The sequence below is a fragment of the Paenibacillus oryzisoli genome (genome assembly GCF_050467285.1).
Lineage (GTDB): Bacteria > Bacillota > Bacilli > Paenibacillales > NBRC-103111 > Paenibacillus_E > Paenibacillus_E oryzisoli_A.
Genome location: NZ_JBCMUN010000012.1, coordinates 124,411 through 142,534 on the forward strand (window position 1 = coordinate 124,411; position 18,124 = coordinate 142,534).

Genomic DNA, 18,124 nt, shown 5'->3' on the forward strand with positions numbered 1-18,124 from the left:
CTAAATTTCAAATAAAAAATTGCATCAAAAAAACCCAATCCATGTGGACTGGGCTTCTGGGCACTTATGTTAAATCACAAATTTGTAACCGACGCCCCAGACGGTCTTGATATACCGCGGTTCTTTCGGGTTGACCTCAATTTTTCTCCGTAAATTCGTAATATGTACGTCAATGGACCGTTCGTTGATATACGAGTCAAATCCACGCAGCGCATTAATTAAATCCTCGCGCCGGTATACCCGTTCCGGGTGTTCAATCAACAGACGAATAAGCTCGAACTCGGAGAACGTCATCTCGATCGACTCGCCGCGCACATGCAGCGTCCGCTTCTCGACGTTAATTTCCAGTTCGGCCGGAGGCACGGTAACTTCCTGACGGGCTGGCGCAGCTTGCTCGTGAGCTGGCAGCTCGCGCTTAAAGCGGCGCAGCAGCACCCCAATGCGCGCTTTCATTTCATGCATGGAGAACGGCTTGCAGAGGTAATCGTCGGCACCTACGGTAAACGCTTCAATTTTCTCACTGACTTTGGAGTTGGAAGAAATAATAATGATGGGAACCGGCGTCAAGCTTCTTAGTGTGTTGCAAAGCGCTGTTCCTTCGTAATCCGGCAATACCAAATCCAGCAAAATCAGATCCGGAGCAAAGTCTGAAAGCGCACTCATGCCTTCCTGACCGTTCAGACAGCGATGAACCAAGAACCCTTCTTCGGTTAAATACATGCAAATCATTTCGCCAATGATATCGTCATCTTCAATTAATAATATCTTGTCCAATGTCATTGTCCCCCTAACAAACGCATAGTCTAGTCCTACTTAATAATTCTGAAGAGGGAGTTGCGTCGCTAATAATTTACTAATATTTATATTATACGATGTCGAAATTTAAGTGTAAATCATTTTAAACGACTTTATGGAGAAAAAATATTAGCAAAATATTAGTGAAATTACCCGCGGAAATTCATACCAAGTTGGCAAGTTACCTAATAAGTGGAAGGTATACTGAAGTACATAGAGAATTTGCGCGAAAAGGTGGCGGATGCATGGGCCTGATAGACAGGTATGGAGTGCTAGTCATCAGTGACTCTGAACAAGTTCAAGGGGTCATGACGACTATTCTAGGGACGGATCGACAATTTCAACTCGTAGGCATTTCGGCGCACGGCAGTTCGGTGCTGGAGGAAATCTGGCGGCTGCGGCCTGATTTGATCATTTTGGATATGGAGCTGTTATGCGGAAGGGCGCTGCCCGTGCTTCAATTGATTATGGATCATAGACCTACTCCGGTCGTGGTGCTTAGTACTCTCGCCTCAGAGGCGTCCATGCCTACCATTCAAGCGATGCGGCTGGGCGCAGCGGATTATTTCCACAAGGAGATGCTGGAGGAGCAGGGCGGGCGTGGGATGAACGACTATTTCCTGGAGCGCTGCAAAGTGGCCATTCAGCAAGGCATGAAGAGCGTGCATCAGGCCAGCGGCGAATCGGCTGAGCGAAATATTGCGAAGCTTCAGGAGGAGCAGCGGTTTCAAAGACGAATGGCCATCGAATTTCAACTGCGCAAAGCGATTCTGCAGGGGGAGCTTCGCATCGTCTATCAACCTGTGGTTGATTTGCAAACTTCGTTGATGGTCGGGCTCGAGTGTTTGATTCGCTGGCACAACGCAGAACTGGGCGAAGTTTCTCCTTCGGAATTTATTCCGATTGCGGAGGAGACCGGCGTCATTCATGACATCGGCGAGTGGGTGCTGCGTGAAGCATGTCTCCAAAATAAACAATGGCAGGACGCCGGACTCCCGGCTATTTTCGTGGCGGTGAACGTGTCGCGCTGCCAATTCAATGACCCGCGCCTCAGCGGGATGATTGAGGACATTCTTCGTGAAACGGGACTTCAGCCGGGATATTTGGAGCTGGAGATTACGGAGAGCCTCAGCATGGATGCGAAGCTGGCCGAGGGCGCGCTGGCGAATCTGAAGCGATTGGGCGTTCGCATCGCGATGGATGACTTCGGAACGGGCTATAGTTCGTTCGGGTATTTGCGTGATTTTCCCATCGATAAAATGAAAATTGACCAGTCCTTCATCAAGGGGCTGAAGCATAGACACGTCAATGCCGTCATTGTGCAGACGATGATCACGATGGCCCAGCATTTGGGGCTGGCGGTCGTGGCCGAGGGCGTGGAGAGCGAAGAAGAATTGAACATTTTGCGGGAATACGGCTGCCGTTACGTACAGGGCTATTATTTCAGCAGACCGGTCGAATTCCAACAGATTGAAAATATGCTGGTACATTTGAGCTAATCGGGTCTCAGTATGCTAGCGCTATGGATGACGTAAAGATAATGGAGTGATTTTTCTGCTGCGTGATTTTTTAATCAATGTGGTCATCATGACTTTTTTTGTACTTTTTGTAGAGCGGTCGTTTCTATATAAAAAACTCAAGCAGAAATCCATCTGGTCATTCAAGCTTTATGTTGGACTTGCGCACGGCGCACTTTGTGTATTGATCGGCCAGTTCAGCGCGCAGCTTGCTCCTGGGCTTAGTCTGAACCTGCGAGGTATTGGATTGCTGCTGTCGATGTACGCGGGCGGTTTCTTCTCCTTCGCGCTGACGCTGGCGAGTATGCTGCTCGGCAGATTCGTGCTGGGCAGCTCGCTGACATTGGTGCAGATGAGTATCGCCATCGGCGCTGCAGCGGTTGCCGCGCTCGTACTGGCCAAGATGCGAGTGCGGGAGCCGTGGCTGAGATGGCTCTATGGTGCGTTTAGTTATTTATTCATTTACGGTGCGAGTACCCTGATTGTGTACCGGCCCGCGGTGGATATGCTGCTTTCTTTTGCCTGCTATCAGATGATGTGTGCGGTTGTCGTGGCGTTATTCTTGAAGTTTTTTTATCAGGATCAGCAGTATAAACGGCAGCTTCAACTGGTGGAGCAGGAGCTGCAGGATATGCTCAGGTTCCAGTCGGGGTTTTCGTTCAAGGTCATCAAGCCGAGGGACGAGTTTATCTATGCTTTGGTGGAAGGGCAGCTGCTGGCGCAATTGGGGTGGAAGTCTGCAGATTTTACAGGAAAAAGCGTTCATGAAGTCACCGTACTTCCGAAAACGCTTGCAGAAAAATTGATTGCCAATTATGAAAAAGTGTGGCAAGGCGAGCGGCGGATGTATGAGTATGACATCAACGGGCACACCATTCTGGTCAGCTTGCAGCCTGTGAATCATGATGGGACGGTGAGCGAGCTGATTGGCTCTGCCTGCGATGTGACGGAGCATCGGGCGGCCCAGATGAGCATGCACGCTAGAGACGAGCAGTACAGAACGCTGGTGGAGAATTCCGAGGATTTTATATGTCGCTTTGATCTCGACGGTATGTTGACCGCTGCAAACAGTAAGTTTTATAGGACTTATGGGCTTACGGAAGAGCAGGCGATCGGTCAACCGTTGACGACGCTGGTGCGGATGGACCCTCCTGAGCTGTGGGAGAGCGGATTCGAAAGCGCCATTCTGGAGCGGTGCACGAAGCAGTTCAGCGTTCATTTGCTGGATCCCGATCACACCCAACATGCCTACAACGTGACGTTGTCTCCTTTATTTGGAGAAGGGGGGCGGGAAGTTGAAGGAATGACCTGTACGATTCACGATGTGACGGATTTGAAAAGACGCGAGGAAGCCGACCAATCCAACCAGGCCAAAACGGAATTCCTGGCGAGAATGAGCCACGAGATCCGAACGCCGCTGAACGGCATTATGGGGCTTTCGCTGCTGCTGCAGCGGACGGAGTTGACGGCGCTTCAGCAGGATTATTTGAGCAAAATCGATGCTTCCTCGCAGGTGCTGCTTGCGACGATTAATGATATTTTGGACTTTTCGAAGCTGGAGGCAGGCAAAATGCCTATGGAGAAGGTTGACTTCTCCCTGGAAGCCTCGCTGCAAAGGGTGGCAGACCTCGTCAGCGTCATGCTGGATAAGAACCGGCTTCCTTTCCTGTTCGATACGCCGGTCGACCTGCCCGACCTGGTTAGCGGCGACCCGTTTCGTCTGGAGCAGGTGCTGACGAACCTGGCAAACAATGCGGTCAAGTTCACGCAGAAGGGGCATCTGCGGCTGCGCGTGTCGCTGGAGGAGGAGCTGCCTGCGGGGTATCTGGTACGGTTCGCCATGGAAGATACCGGTATTGGAATTGCCAAAGAGGAGCTTGCCCTGTTGTTCAAGCCGTTCTCGCAAGCGGACACCTCGACGAGCCGCAAGTATGGCGGGACCGGTCTTGGGCTTGTCATCTGCCAGCATCTCGTGCAGTCGATGGGCGGGATGCTCCAGGTCGAGACGGCGCCGGGGGTGGGCAGCTGTTTCTCGTTTAGTCTGCTGCTGGAGAAGGTAAAAGCGCCGCAGGAGAAGCTGCCGATCGAAGCCGCAGTGCGGCTGGCTGGAAAGCGGCTGCGCATCGCGTCGCCGGTGGAAGTGGCGGCGGGACATCTGGCGGAGATGGCGGCCTCTTTGCAGGTGCAGGTCGAGCTGGCAGCGGATGTGGAGGGGTTGCATGCGCTGTATGAGGAAGATGGCATCAGCGGTTCCTCCCCGGATTATGTGCTGCTTGATCTGCACGAGATGAACGATGAGCGCTGGACGGCCATGCTGAAAGCGATTGACCGTTCGCGGACGTTTATCATCGCGTATACGACGCTGGAAGGCCGGGAGCGGCTGCTCGAAGAGCCTGCTGAACGGCAAGCGGATGCGGTGCTGCTCGAGCCGGCCGGCCGATGGATGCTCCATCGGACGCTGGCTGCGCTGGCAGCCGTACCGCTGCGCGAGGAGAGGCCTTTCGTGGAACGGGAGCCGGCAATGACCGAGAAGCCGGCAGCGGTGTCGAAGGGCAGCGTGCTGGTCGCGGAAGACAATGACATCAATCAGCTGGTCATTTCCAAGCTGTTGGAGAGTTTGGGCTACGACGTTGTCATTGCGTGCAACGGCGAAGAAGTGCTGGCGCTTGCAGAGACGCAAGCCTGGCGCATGATTCTGATGGACATTCATATGCCGGTGATGGACGGCTATGAAGCGACGCAGAAGCTAAGGCAGCGCAAAGCGATGAACCGCGTCCCGATCGTTGCGCTCACCGCCAACGTGCTGATGCAGGATCGGCTGCAGCTGCTTAAGCTGGGCATCAACGACGTGCTGACGAAGCCGGTAACGGCGGAGCAGGTGGCCGCGATGCTGGACAAGTGGCGGGATTTGAACTGGCTGACCGAGACACCGGGCATCGGCGCTGCGGAGATGCTGCGCAGCCTGGATCACAAAGTGCATATTATCGAATACCTGTTGGAGAAATTCAGACAGGATTACACTGATTTTGCCGAGCAGTTGCTGCCGTTTCTCGCTGAGCAGGACCTGGTCTCGGCGCGCCGCAAGGTGCACACGCTGAAAGGCGTAGCCGGCAACTTCTACGCGAAGGAGCTCGTCGCGGAAGTGCTGATGCTGGAGCGGGAGCTGTCGGGCAGCATCCACATGGAGGCGTGCCTCGCGCAAGCCGCGCGCGTGCAGCAGGCGATCGACGTCATCGTCGGCGGACAGGCGCGGGTGGCGGCGACGAAAGAGTAGGCCGAGGCACCAATCGCATATTGCTGATAGCACCATATAGAACCCTCCCACATACTGCTTGTGGCGAGGGTTTTTGTGTTGGTGCGGCGGGGGACTTGCGGCTAACGGTTACCAGCGCGCTTATTCCAATGAATAAGCGGTATCCCGGCAGGCTAACAGTTGCTGTGGAGGCTATTGAGGCCAAACGATCAAGTTTGGTCGGGGATTTGGGGGAATAAGCGCCGTGGGAACCGTTAGCTTCAATAATCAAGCGATTTGAGTCAAATAGGCGCAATGGCAACCGTTAGACATGGTAGACATGGCAGCCATACGGCACACGGCAGCATAGTTCTCTACCCATGCGCTGCCAAATGATTGAACGCCATCGACATCCAGACGACATGGTAAACATTGACCGCCCCATAGAGAATGACCGTTAGGAGCAGGGCGGGGTGTACCCATGGTTTTTGCCGAATTCGCGGGTGAATGATCATGAGGGCTAGCGGGAACACGAGCTTGATCGCGTAATATCCAGCCACATGCCACTCATAGATGGAGCGGATCAGCGGGTTCATTTCTTCAATAAACCGCAGCTTCAGTCCCATATCCGTAAACAGGGCGTCGCCTAAGCAGAGGAGCAGGAGGCACAGCAGGATTTTATTTTTCAGCAGCAGGGTCATCGTACGCATCCTCACTTTCCATTGTTCCGAATACAGGCAGATGGAGGCAGGAGTGTCATGGTTAATTTGATACATATTGTATCAAATATTTGAGCGACATGTCCAATTTAGCCTAAATTCCTGACCATGCGAGAGAAACAAATATGGGGTGTCGCTGAAAAGGAGAGGGATACCGTTGAAAGGAGCGCTGCATGGGAGAATACGAGTGGGACAGCATGATCGCGTAATTAAGCAAGACCAGAGGGGGCTGTCAAGGGGGAGTTGTTGCAGGCGGTGTTCAAAGCTCATCGGTAAAAGCAGCGCTTCCTTGCTGAATCGGCTAAAACTAGCTACTCTCTCAAACCGATCCCCATCCACAGCCGCACTCACCACCACCTGCTCATAACTCAGGTACCGCCCTCGAGCACCGCCCGCCTGCCAAATAAATAAAAGTGGTCTACCACTTCTATTTGCTCGAAACTGTCGTTTCGCAGCAAAATAAGCGTGGTAAACCGCTTCTATCGGTGTCAAACTAGCTAGATTTCCCCTGTGTGCCAGCAAATAAAAGCGGTTCACCACTTCTATTTGCTAGCAAAGCGCACGGTTACAGCGAAATAAGAGTGGTTTGCCATTCTTATTATGCGCTGGAACCGCCGCCCCGTGCCGCGAAGAACTGGCACTCCGCTGGAACGGCCGCCGCGTGCTGCGAAGATATGGCTCGTCGCTGGAACCGCCCCTGCGCCGCCTATCTGGCAGCAATCGCCCGCAGCAGCATATCGGTGTAGCGCTCAAGCTGGAGCTGCAGGAAGCCTCCGTTCCATGGCGGGGGACTCTCTCCCCGTTGATATGAAAAAACGCTCCCCCATCAAGGGAAGCGTCATTCTGCCATTCAGATAGGCCCGGTGGGGGTCGAACCCACAACCTACCGGTTAAGAGCCGGTTGCTCTGCCATTGAGCTACGGACCTGAATAGGCTTATTCTACCACGCGGGTCAGGCAGGGTCAACGATTACGTCAAAAAAAAGCCCGCCCCACCGCACCACAGCGGCGCGAAGGGCAAGCTTTTACCGTTCCTAGAACACTTTCGTTGTCCACGTCTCGCAGTTCCACGTATCTGTCACGACATCGCGATAGAATTCCGGTTCGTGGGAGATGAGCAGGATGCTGCCTTTGTAAGCTTTCAAAGCGCGTTTCAGTTCGTCCTTCGCATCGACGTCCAAATGGTTCGTAGGCTCGTCGAGCACGAGCAGATTCGTTTCGCGGTTGATCAGCTTGCACAGGCGGACTTTCGCTTTTTCGCCGCCGCTCAGGACGACGATTTTGCTCTCAATGTGTTTCGTTGTCAGGCCGCATTTGGCGAGCGCAGCGCGCACCTCGAACTGCGAAAGCGAAGGAAACTCGTTCCACACTTCTTCAATACAGGTGTTGTTGTTCGACTCTTTGATTTCCTGCTGGAAGTAGCCAACCTGCTGGTTTTCGCCTCTTTGCACGGAGCCGGAGATCGCCGGAATCTCGCCGAGGATGCTGCGCAGCAACGTCGTTTTCCCGATCCCGTTGGCGCCGACAAGGGCGATTTTCTGGCCGCGCTCCATACGCAGGTCCAGCGGACGAGACAGCGGAGTATCGTAGCCGATAACGAGATCCTTGGTTTCAAAAATCAACTTCCCGGACGTACGTCCTTCCTTGAAGTTGAACTGCGGCTTCGGCTTCTCCTTCGCCAGCTCGATGACATCCATCTTGTCGAGCTTCTTCTGTCTGGACATCGCCATGTTACGCGTCGCGACGCTTGCTTTGTTGCGGGCAACGAAGTCTTTCAAGTCCGCAATTTCCTGCTGCTGGCGCTTGTAAGCCGATTCCAGCTGCGCTTTTTTCATCTCATGCACTTCGAGGAAGTGGTTGTAGTCGCCGACGTAGCGGTTCAGCTCTTGATTTTCCATGTGGTAAATCAGGTTGACGACGCTGTTCAGGAACGGAATATCGTGAGAAATCAGAATGAACGCATTCTCGTAGCCTTGCAGGTAACGCTTCAGCCATTCGATATGCACCTCGTCCAGGTAGTTCGTCGGCTCGTCGAGGAGGAGGATGTCCGGCTTTTCAAGCAGCAGCTTCGCTAGCAGAACCTTGGTCCGCTGTCCGCCGCTCAAATCGTGCACGTCCTTGTCCAGTCCGATATCCGTCAGGCCCAGACCGCGCGCTGTTTCTTCAACTTTGGCATCGATCATGTAAAAATCCTGGTTCGTCAGCATATCCTGAATCGTCCCGACGTCCTCGAGCAGGCGATCCAGCTCTTCGGGGGACACTTCGCCCATCCGGCCGTACATGTCGTTCATTTCTTGTTCCATGTCGAACAAATATTTGAATGCGCTTTTCAGCACGTCGCGGATCGTCATGCCTTTCGTCAAAACCGCATGTTGATCCAGGTAACCGACGCGCATACGCTTGGACCATTCCACCTTACCGTCGTCCGGTTGCAGCTTCCCGGTAATAATGTTCATGAAGGTCGATTTACCTTCGCCGTTCGCGCCAATCAGCCCGATGTGCTCGCCTTTCAGCAGGCGGAACGATACATCGTTGAAGATCGCGCGATCTCCAAAGCCGTGACTAAGTCGTTCTACATTTAATATGCTCATGAATGACACCTTTTCCTTATACTTTTTCCTACATGTATTTTATTATAAACGACCTTAACCAAACAACTCCCTAAATTAAACAGTGCCCAATAAAGTTTAGGTATAACGATTTTCTGGTGTTGAGGCGCTGGCGACACTTTGCTACAATCCCCAGTGATAGCTCATGGGCAAAGAGAGCCTATTTACCGTCACGGATCACATAGCCTTGCTCGAGTTCGGTTTCAATGAAACCGGCCATGCTGCGCAGCTCGTATCGCCATGGGTGAGTGGCAGCGGCGAGGAGGACATTGTGGCGGCTTGCGCCTGCGCTTCTGTCATCCGAGGGCAAGATGAACGCTTTGACATGCGGAAAAACAGCCCCTAGCGTCGTTCCGATCGCGCAGAGCATCGGGTCCTGCTTGCCTCGGCCCATTAAGTTGATGAGAATCGCGCCTTCCGGGGACAGCTTCGCACGCGCTTCTTCAAAAAACTCCAGCGACGTCAAATGGGACGGCATGCCTTTCGCGGTGAAGGCGTCGAGCACGAGGCCGCCGAGGGAGGCGTCAGTCTGGGCCTGGAGCAGCCCGCGGCCGTCACCGACGAGGACGTTGTCGTTGGGATAGCCGAAGAACGTCCGGCTGATCTCCGCCACCTGCGGTTCCAGCTCTGCGACCGTGCAGCGCTGCTTCGGCAACTGCCGGGCAATCGTACCGATCCCATGGCCAATAAGGAACACCCGCTCGTCGTCGGGGATATTTAAGGCCATTAAATGAAGGATCGCCCTCGGATACTCGAACAGCACGCGATCCGGCCTCGTGAGATCCATCGCGCCCTGCATCGCCTGATCCCCGAATTCGAGGAGTCGGAAGCGCCCTTTTTCCCCGTCCCATTCGTTGGTGTCATAGACGGTGATGTCTTGGCCGGAACCGGGCTTATGGAACAACACTTTACGCATAGCAGCTTGCCTCCGATAAATAAGTATGTTTGCAGTATACCACAGGTGCGCCGTCTCGTTCTCGGGACCGAGTTCAGGTTGGAACCGCCGCCTGATGAGCGCAGGAGAAATCTGGCTTATGCTTAATATGTTGAGTTCAATTATGAAAAACGGAAATGGTGTATAGGAGGTATTTATGACAACGCAGGAAAATAACAAAACGCTGGTGATCGTCGGCCTGCTGCTGGGACTCATTTTCTCAGAGCTGGATCAGACGATCGTCTCCACTGCGCTGCCGACGATTATCCGCGAGCTGCACGGGTTGTCGCTGTACGGCTGGGTAGCAGGGATTTACATGCTGGCGATTACGATGTTTATGCCGATTTTCGGCAAACTGGCGGACATTTACGGCCGGAAAAAGATTTATATGAGCTGCGTCGGCTTATTTCTCGCAGGATCGGTCATTTGCGGCATGGCGGATTCCATGACGGTGCTTCTGATCGGCCGCGGCGTGCAGGGGATCGGCGCCGGAGGGCTGATGCCGTTAGCCATGTTAATTATCGGCGATACCTTTGCGCTGGAGCAACGGGCGAAGCTGCAAGCCTTGATCGGGCCGATGATGATTTTGCCGCAGCTGCTCGGGCCGACGCTTGGCGGATATTTTGTCAGCCATTTGAACTGGCACTGGATTTTCTTGATTAATATCCCAATCGGTGTGTTCTCCGCGATCATTATGTTCAAAGGGCTTCGGGAGTCCCGTAGCGACGAAAAGCGGTCGATCGACTGGGCAGGTGCGTTCACACTGGTGCTCGCCATGTTCTCTCTGTTGTTGGCGCCGGTGCTGATCGATGTCAAAGGCTACACATGGGGGTCGCCGATCATTGTGGCGCTGCTGGCCGCTTTCGTGTTATTAACGGCATTATTTATTGGCGTGGAACGCAAGGCGAAAGAGCCAATTATTCCATTGGCCTTGTTCCGGAATCGCTCGGTGGTCGTACTCTCAATCATCGTATTCTTGACCATGCTGGGGGTTATGGGCGGCATTTCCGGTCTCCCGTTCTTCGCGCAAATCGTCATGGGCATCTCGCCGACGGCGTCCGGCTACCTGTCATTGGGATTCATGGCGGGGGCTATCCCGGCAAGCATGGTGTGCGGGAACTTGATTACCAAGGTTGCTTATAAAAACCTGTTCGTCGTGTCCTTCGTCTTCCCGATTGCCAGCTACATCATGTTCGCGTATTTGCAGGTCGATACGACCGTGCTGTACGTCATTGTGGCCAGCTTCATCCTAGGCCTCGGCATCGGTGTCCTTTTCGGCTCGGATAACCTGATCGTGCAGGAGTCGGTGGCCAAAGAACACACCGGTGTCGGCGTCGCCACCGTCCAATTGTTCCAGGCGATCGGGACGACGCTCGGGTTCAGTATTTTCGGCAGCTTGCTGTCGCGGAACATCGCGTCCGGGCTTGAGGGAATGTCTGACCGCTTCCCTGCGGGAACGGCGGACAGCATCAAGAACGGCGGTTTGCCTAGCGGACTTCCGGCCGATCTGGTGCTCTCGATCAAAACCGTGTTTACGGATGCGTTCCAGCATATTTTTGCGATCGGGATCGGCTTCGCGGTCGTCGCATTTATCGTGTGCTTCTTTATGAAGAAAGAAGTGCTCAGCTCGAACAAGGAAGAGCACGGCGCAGCGGCGAGTGAGACGGTTAGTGCTTAAGAGAGAAGACCAGTCCCCCTAGTGGGTGCTGGTTTTTTCGTGCGTAGGCTGGAGTGGCAGGGGAAATTGTGCATTTGCCGAATACGTAGGTGGGTGTGGGAAGTTGGAGTAGCTAGTTGGAAGAGGGGGCGTTGGCGAGAAATGTAAGCGTATGCAACCCCTCTTATTTGGGGCAAAAGGGGGAAAAGCGCACAAATAAAGGGGGTAAAACCCTTCTATTTGCTGGTGAAAGCCCAGAAACGCCAAGTTACCCCTCAACTAAGATGGCTTTACCCCTCTTAGCTCGCTCAACTTTGGCGGAAAACGCAAAATAAGAGGGTTTCGCCCCTCTTAGGCCTCTCGCAATAGGTTTCCACGTATTTGAGCTGCGTGAGGGCGGCGATTGGGAGTTTACGATGCACGGGCCGGATGGCAAGGATTATGCGAATCACATCGTATGGATCTCCGCCCTTCTGGCCAAGTTGCAAGCGGAACGATGAGCAGGATTGTTCTACCTGAGCCTGGATGTTGTATACTTAGGATATAAGCATCAACCACAGGTAAAGGGAACGGTGACAAGGGATGACGGTTACATGGCAATCGCATTTGCGTCAACTGGGCAGCTCTGCGCTGGAGCTCTCGCCGCTGGGTCTCGGTTGTTGGCAATTTAGCAATGGGCAGGGGATGGTCGGCAAGTTTTGGCCGGTGCTGAGCAAGGCGGATGTAGGCAAAATCGTACAAACCTCCCTGCGCGGCGGCATCAACTGGTTCGACACGGCGGAGATTTACGGCAAAGGCCAGTCGGAGCAAATGCTGGCGGAAGCCCTCCGCGACGCAGGACCGCTGGCCGATCGCGCGCACATCGCCACCAAGTGGTGGCCGATCCTGCGTACGGCGAGCAGCATCTCGCATACCATTGACGAGCGGCTTCGCTTGCTCGATAATCGGCCGATTGAGCTGCACCAGGTGCATCAGCCGTATTCGTTTTCGTCGGTGCGCGCGGAAATGACGGCCATGGCCGAGCTTGTGAAGCAGGGCAAGATCCGCAACGTCGGCGTCAGCAATTTTTCCGCCGCCAGCATGCGTGAAGCCGACCGCGTCCTGCGGGAGCATGGATTGCGGCTCGCCTCCAATCAGGTGAAGTACAGTCTGCTGGACCGCCGAATCGAGCGCAATGGCATTCTCGATGCGGCCCAAGAGCTCGGCATCGCGATCATCGCGTATTCGCCGCTGGAGCAGGGGATTTTGAGCGGCAAATTCCACAAGCGCCCCGAGCTCGTCAAGGCCATCACAGGGCCTCGCAAATGGTCGTCCGCTTTCCGCGCATCAGGGCTGCGGCGATCCAAGCCGCTCATTGACGTGCTTGAGGAGCTGGCCGAGTACTATGACGCTTCTCCGACCCAAATCGCGCTCAACTGGATGATCCATGCGCACGGGGACACCGTGTTCGCGATTCCAGGCGCGTCCAAGGTGCACCATGCCGAAGAGAACGTCAAGGCGATGCAGTTCAAGCTGACCGAAGCGGAGCTCACGCGGATCAGCGACGCGTCGTGGCAGGTGCTTGGCGGTTGAGACGGCGCGGCAGATGTTACGGAGATTACGTGAGCTTGCGATACATAACAAAGAGCCTTTGATCCTTAGCGGGTCGAGGGCTTTTTCGGCATATCGGAAAGTATATCCTCGAAGTGGCTCTATGCTATCACTAAACGCGCCCGTCCTTGACAGAACGGCGGAGCCTAAAAAAGTGAGATGGAAAAAATTCCAATATGCTATGATGGAAGATAAGATAGCTAGACTAAGCGAAACGAAAGGTGATATATGTTATCGCTGTTCTCACATTTTTTTAGCCGATTTCAACTGCGTGTGTTTCTCTATATGCTCATGTCGATAACAGTGCCTCTATGCCTTATGCTCTATGCCGGCAATCAGCAGTTCTCATCCAACACGGAGGAAACGTATCGAAAGGCTGTCGATCAACAACATGATCATATCGTCGCAGGATTGCAGCAGGAATTGCGCTTTATAGCAGAGATGACCCATCGACATGCCGAGGATTATGGCCTCATTTCTTACGCCAAGCTCCAAGATCCGGGCGCTCAGACTGCCAAAGAGTTGAGTGCTTACGCGAACAATGTGTTAGCCGAATATACGATTCACAATCCAATCGTGGAGCAGGTCTGCCTGACGATTCGCGCGACGAATCGAACGTTATGCGAGCATAATGGGGAAGTGGAAGGGACGCTGGCTGCGACGGCAGAAACGGTCAATAAACGATTCCAGCCGCTAGGCGAAGGGTTCAGTCGAAATAACGCTTACCTCATGACCTATTCCGAGTCGATGACGGACACTTCTAGCATGCAGGAGCTTGGTAAAATAACGATTTGGTTGAATATGAACAAGGTATGGAAGGAGTTTGGCCAGTTTGGTCTAAAGGGTGCTCCTCATGCCTATTTGTTAATAGATTCGGATAAACGTGAACTATACCGGGAAGGCGTGTATTCGGGGGACTTCCAAGGGTCAACCATCGGGACGAGTCTTACAGGCCATCCTGAAGCAGTGATCCGTTCCGTGAAACAGATTGACGTCATTGAAGGAGCCTCTTGGCTGTCTTATTATGAAGCTCCCCTGCCTGTGTCCAGCATTCAAGCCTTTCCTCATTATCGCGCCTGGCTGATGACTATGATTGCGTTAGTGGTAGCGCTAAGCATCGGCGGATTACTTCTGTTTATCGGATCGGTAACGAAGCCGCTCGACGCCTTGAAAGCGTTAATGAATCGAGCGGAGCGCGGAGACTTGAGAGCGTATTGGACGATCCGAGGCTCGAGCGAATGGACGCAAGTGGGCCACAGCTATAATCAAATGTTGAATCGATTGGAAGAGTTGATTAAGCAAGTGAAGCGGGAAGAGGCCTCGAAGAAAGAAGCTGAAATAGAGGCACTTCACTATCAGTTGAATCCGCATTTTCTCTACAATACCTTGAATACGATAAAATGGGTCGCCAAACTCCATAAGACGCCTCAAATTTCAGAGGTCGTCAGCGCATTAGTCCGTCTTTTGCAAGCCAGCTTAGGTAAAAAGGGTGATTTTATTTCGCTGCGCGATGAGATCAGGCTGACCCATGATTACATGGAAATTCAACGATTCCGCTATGGGGATCGGATTCAAATCGTTATGGAAGCGGATGAGATTACGTTAGGCTGTTTGGTGCCGCGCATGCTCTTGCAGCCGTTAGTGGAGAATGCGATTATTCACGGCATTGGGCCTGCGAAACGTGAAGGGATCATCACGATTCGGACATGGCTCGATCGGGACCTCTTATTTTGTCAGGTGGAAGATAATGGTGTCGGGATGCAGGTAGAGGAAGGAAGCTCTGGTTGGAAAGCCATGCATGCCGCAGGGGGAACGCAAGCGGATCGCATGCTGAAGGAGCGCATGTCCGGTGTAGGAATCTCGCATATTCGGGAGAAAATTAAGCTGATCTACGGGCCTGAATACAAGATGCATATTAGCAGTAAGCTTGGTGAAGGAACCACGATCCGAATGTTCCTTCCCATCCATCAAGGCGAGGAGTGACGGTTGATGAATGTGCTGGTTGTGGATGATGAGCCTATCATCCGGCAAGGTTTACGTGAGTTGGTCGATTGGCAGCGGCATGGCTTTACCTTTGCAGGTGATGCAGAGGACGGCCTGGAGGCGAGTGAACTGCTGGAAGACTTGCATATCGATATTGTGATCACTGACCTCCTTATGCCGCGGATGGACGGCCTGACGTTAATTCGTAAACTGAAGGAGAGTCCAAGACCCATCAGTGCCGTTGTGCTGAGCTGTATGGATGAGTTCACTTACGTGAAAGAAGCTATGAGGCTGGGCGCGAAAGATTACATCCTTAAACCGACGATGGAGCCGGAGTCCTTAATCGAAATCCTGCTCGGTGTGAAGCAGGATCTTGAAATTCTGCAAAATGAACGCCAAGCACAGAGCCTTCGAGAGCTGGAGCTTGCCTCAACCCTGCAGATGCAGCGCGCGACTGGAGTGCAGTCGTATCTGCAAGCCGGCATAGGAGAGGCAGAGCTGCAAGAGCGATTCTACGACGCGAGCTGGAATCGCCGGGTTGCTCTTGCGCCAGAGGACGCAAGCACGAGGACCATCACGTTGCCGTATGACATCCGCAGCGACCTGCTGCGCTGTATCGTACACGATAACAGCGAAGGGTGCCTGCATCATGCAGAACGCCTCTGCACCAAATTGAGGGAGCAGCGTCATGAGAAGGAGAAGGTGCTGCTCTTTATCCAGGAGCTGCTTGCATTGGCGGCGGGATATGCCCGCGAACGCGGTTACGCAGAGATTGAACGCTATGAAGAGCTGTTCGTCCATAGCCATGCGACAAGTCAATGTGTCAGCTTTGAACAGGTGACCGAGCTGCTGCAGCAAGCGATGAGCATGCTGATGCAGCAGCCGGGCAGGCCTGGGCCTGACCAGAAGACTCGCTCGAATCATCCGTTTATCCGCAAGGTCGTCAGCTATATGAGGGACAATTATGCTTCACCGATCAGCACATCCGACATGGCAGACCATGTGAGACTCAGCCGCAGCTATTTAAGCGATTTATACAGTAAAGAGATGGGGGAGTCGCTGAGTGAATCGCTGACGCGAATTCGCATGGAAGAAGCGATGCAGCGATTGCGAACCGGAGAGATGAAGGTGTATGAAGTAGCGGAAGCCGTAGGCTTTCCGGACGCCAAAACCTTTGCCAAAACGTTCAAACGCGTTGTAGGCTGTTCGCCGAAAGAGTTTGAGAAGCTTATCTGAACGAGGAATAATTAAAATCGAACAAACAGACACCTTTTCTAACAAAGGTGGTCTGTTTTTTTGATATGTAAAGGTTTACATTTAGTAGAGAAGATGCAGGATTAGCGTAAAGACGAGGTGTTCATGGTGACGATGCAAGAGGTTCAGGGGCAGGGGCCTATGGTGCAGACGATTGGGGTAACACGTGTATTTGGTAAAGGACCCGGTGCGGTTCATGCCTTGCGCGGCGCCAATCTCTCGATTCCCAAAGGCAGGCTTGCGGCATTGCGCGGAAGATCAGGTTCGGGTAAAACAACCCTGTTGAACATCATAGGTGCGTTGGACCATCCAACGGAAGGTGCGGTGTATTTGGACGGCGTGGAGATCAGCACACTCTCTGAATCCAAGCGCAATGAGCTCAGAAGGAAACAGATTGGGCTTATCTTCCAATCGTTTGCCTTAGTGCCGTATATGTCGGCTTATGAGAATGTGGAGTTTGGCTTGCGCATATCGGGCGTTCACCCCAGTCAGTATAAAACATTAGCCGAAGAGGCGCTCCACTTTGTAGGCTTGGAGGCGAGAATGAAGCACCGTCCCTATGAGCTTTCTGGCGGAGAACAACAGCGTGTTGCGATTGCAAGGGCGATTGCGCACAAGCCTAAGCTGATTTTGGCAGATGAGCCTACAGCGGAGTTGGACAGTCGCATGGGTCTTCAGATTCTCAAATTATTCAAGGATTTGGTGCAGGAAGGGCTGACCATTATTTTGACGACCCACGATCTGGCGATCATGGAGATTGTCGATGAAGTCTATGCATTGGAGGATGGTTCCATTGTCGATGAAGGTTAATCTAATCGCTTCAAGGCTAGTGCTGATAACCGGTGCTCTGTTCATGCTTGCAGGCTGTACACTGCTGCCGAAGGAAGAAGCGGCGCTCAAGCCGCCGCTGGTGAAACCGGTTAAAGAAAATTTCGAGCTGTATGAAGTGAAAAAAGGTACGATCACGCGCAAGGTCACCGCCATCGCGACGGTGAAGTCAAGCAAAACGACGAACTATTATTTTAAAGAGTCAGGCCACCGCTTAGCGGGCTTGCGCGTGAAGTCAGGCGACATCGTGAAGCAGGGAGATGATCTGGCTGAGCTTGAAAAGGGCGATTTAGAAACGAAAATTGCGCTTCAGCAATTGAATCTGGAGAAAGCGCAGATCGCCAGCATGCAGGCGAAGGCGGCATCGCCGGATCAAGAGCTGACGCTTCGGCTTAAATCGATCGATGTGGAGGCAGCGCAGCTGCAGTTGGCTGCACTCCAGTCTGAATTAGCGAAAACGAAAATGAAAGCGGATGCGGGCGGCATTGTCACCTATGTCACCGATGTGCAAGAAGGGAAGCTCGTGGATGCCTACAGCACGCTTGTTGTCGTATCTGATCCTGCCAAGCTGCAGCTCTCCTATGAAGCACCGGATAGCGGGGCGCTCACGGGGATTGAAGTTGGCATGGGCGTGGATGTGCAGTTCGGCTCCAAAGGGAATGTGGTCCAAGGGAAAGTGCTGCAGACCCCATCCAGCGCTCCGCGAACCGATGATAAGGCGCAGACTGAACGCAATGCCAAAACGATTATTGTGGGCATCCCTGACGGGACAGAAGGAGCCGCGATTGGGGCAACCGGCGATATGACGATCAACGTTGAAAAGCGTGAAAATGTGATTGTCATCCCAAGAACAGGCCTGCGTTCTTATCTTGGTCGGGACTATGTGCAAGTGCTGAATGGGGAAAGCCGTAAAGAAATCGACGTCGAGAAGGGGATTGTCACAGCGACGGAAGTCGAAATTCGAGCGGGTCTTCAAGAGGGTCAGCAGGTTATTTTAAACAATTAGG

At 53.2% G+C, this 18,124-nt stretch carries 13 protein-coding genes and 1 tRNA gene; 9 read left to right on the top strand and 5 right to left on the bottom strand.

What is annotated here, in order from left to right; all coding sequences use genetic code 11:
• Positions 1 to 69: 69 nt before the first annotated feature.
• The gene (locus ABE504_RS21055) at positions 70 to 780 is read right to left on the bottom strand and encodes a response regulator transcription factor (RefSeq protein ID WP_430092310.1); all 711 of its coding nucleotides are present in this window, start codon (positions 778 to 780) and stop codon (positions 70 to 72) included.
• A gap of 260 nt (positions 781 to 1,040) precedes the next feature.
• On the opposite strand from ABE504_RS21055, the gene ABE504_RS21060 reads away from it, so the two are divergent.
• Together ABE504_RS21060 and ABE504_RS21065 are read left to right on the top strand one after the other, a co-directional pair.
• A complete protein-coding gene (locus ABE504_RS21060; protein WP_430092312.1) occupies positions 1,041 to 2,294 on the top strand; it encodes a GGDEF/EAL domain-containing response regulator in 1,254 nt (417 codons plus the stop codon).
• Between the two features lie 88 nt (positions 2,295 to 2,382).
• A complete protein-coding gene (locus tag ABE504_RS21065) occupies positions 2,383 to 5,586 on the top strand; it encodes an ATP-binding protein (RefSeq protein ID WP_430092315.1) in 3,204 nt (1,067 codons plus the stop codon).
• A gap of 332 nt (positions 5,587 to 5,918) precedes the next feature.
• On the opposite strand, the gene ABE504_RS21070 is transcribed toward ABE504_RS21065, so the two are convergent.
• Positions 5,919 to 6,254, bottom strand: a complete 336-nt coding sequence (locus ABE504_RS21070) for a DUF5658 family protein (RefSeq protein WP_430092317.1) — start codon at positions 6,252 to 6,254, stop codon at positions 5,919 to 5,921.
• Positions 6,255 to 6,849: 595 nt separating this feature from the next.
• On the opposite strand from ABE504_RS21070, the gene ABE504_RS21075 reads away from it, so the two are divergent.
• Positions 6,850 to 7,074, top strand: a complete 225-nt coding sequence (locus ABE504_RS21075) for a hypothetical protein (RefSeq protein WP_430092319.1) — start codon at positions 6,850 to 6,852, stop codon at positions 7,072 to 7,074.
• 44 nt (positions 7,075 to 7,118) lie between these two features.
• On the opposite strand, the gene ABE504_RS21080 is transcribed toward ABE504_RS21075, so the two are convergent.
• The 3 genes from ABE504_RS21080 to ABE504_RS21090 form a co-directional block, all read right to left on the bottom strand.
• A tRNA-Lys gene (locus ABE504_RS21080) sits at positions 7,119 to 7,190 on the bottom strand.
• A 106-nt stretch (positions 7,191 to 7,296) separates the two neighbouring features.
• On the bottom strand, positions 7,297 to 8,853 hold the full coding sequence (locus ABE504_RS21085; RefSeq protein ID WP_430092321.1) for an ABC-F family ATP-binding cassette domain-containing protein: 1,557 nt from the start codon (positions 8,851 to 8,853) through the stop codon (positions 7,297 to 7,299).
• Positions 8,854 to 9,031: 178 nt separating this feature from the next.
• Positions 9,032 to 9,787: a spermidine synthase gene (locus ABE504_RS21090; RefSeq protein ID WP_430092323.1), complete on the bottom strand. Its 756-nt coding sequence runs from the start codon at positions 9,785 to 9,787 to the stop codon at positions 9,032 to 9,034.
• Between the two features lie 175 nt (positions 9,788 to 9,962).
• Here ABE504_RS21090 and ABE504_RS21095 point away from each other — a divergent pair, with 175 nt between their 5' ends.
• The 6 genes from ABE504_RS21095 (at position 9,963) to ABE504_RS21120 (ending at position 18,123) form a co-directional block, all read left to right on the top strand.
• On the top strand, positions 9,963 to 11,483 hold the full coding sequence (locus ABE504_RS21095; RefSeq protein ID WP_430092325.1) for an MDR family MFS transporter: 1,521 nt from the start codon (positions 9,963 to 9,965) through the stop codon (positions 11,481 to 11,483).
• A 561-nt stretch (positions 11,484 to 12,044) separates the two neighbouring features.
• Positions 12,045 to 13,034 (top strand): aldo/keto reductase, encoded by a 990-nt coding sequence (locus tag ABE504_RS21100; RefSeq protein WP_430092328.1) that lies wholly within the window; start codon positions 12,045 to 12,047, stop codon positions 13,032 to 13,034.
• 303 nt (positions 13,035 to 13,337) lie between these two features.
• Positions 13,338 to 15,035, top strand: a complete 1,698-nt coding sequence (locus ABE504_RS21105; RefSeq protein ID WP_430092330.1) for a sensor histidine kinase — start codon at positions 13,338 to 13,340, stop codon at positions 15,033 to 15,035.
• Between the two features lie 6 nt (positions 15,036 to 15,041).
• Positions 15,042 to 16,271 carry a response regulator transcription factor gene (locus ABE504_RS21110; protein WP_430092332.1) on the top strand — a complete coding sequence of 410 codons (1,230 nt, stop codon included), beginning with the start codon at positions 15,042 to 15,044 and terminating at the stop codon, positions 16,269 to 16,271.
• Positions 16,272 to 16,394: 123 nt separating this feature from the next.
• On the top strand, positions 16,395 to 17,099 hold the full coding sequence (locus ABE504_RS21115; protein ID WP_430092334.1) for an ABC transporter ATP-binding protein: 705 nt from the start codon (positions 16,395 to 16,397) through the stop codon (positions 17,097 to 17,099).
• On the top strand, positions 17,089 to 18,123 hold the full coding sequence (locus tag ABE504_RS21120) for an efflux RND transporter periplasmic adaptor subunit (protein ID WP_430092768.1): 1,035 nt from the start codon (positions 17,089 to 17,091) through the stop codon (positions 18,121 to 18,123). Before ABE504_RS21115 ends, ABE504_RS21120 begins: the two co-directional genes overlap by 11 nt.
• The last annotated feature ends 1 nt before the right edge of the window (position 18,124 follow it).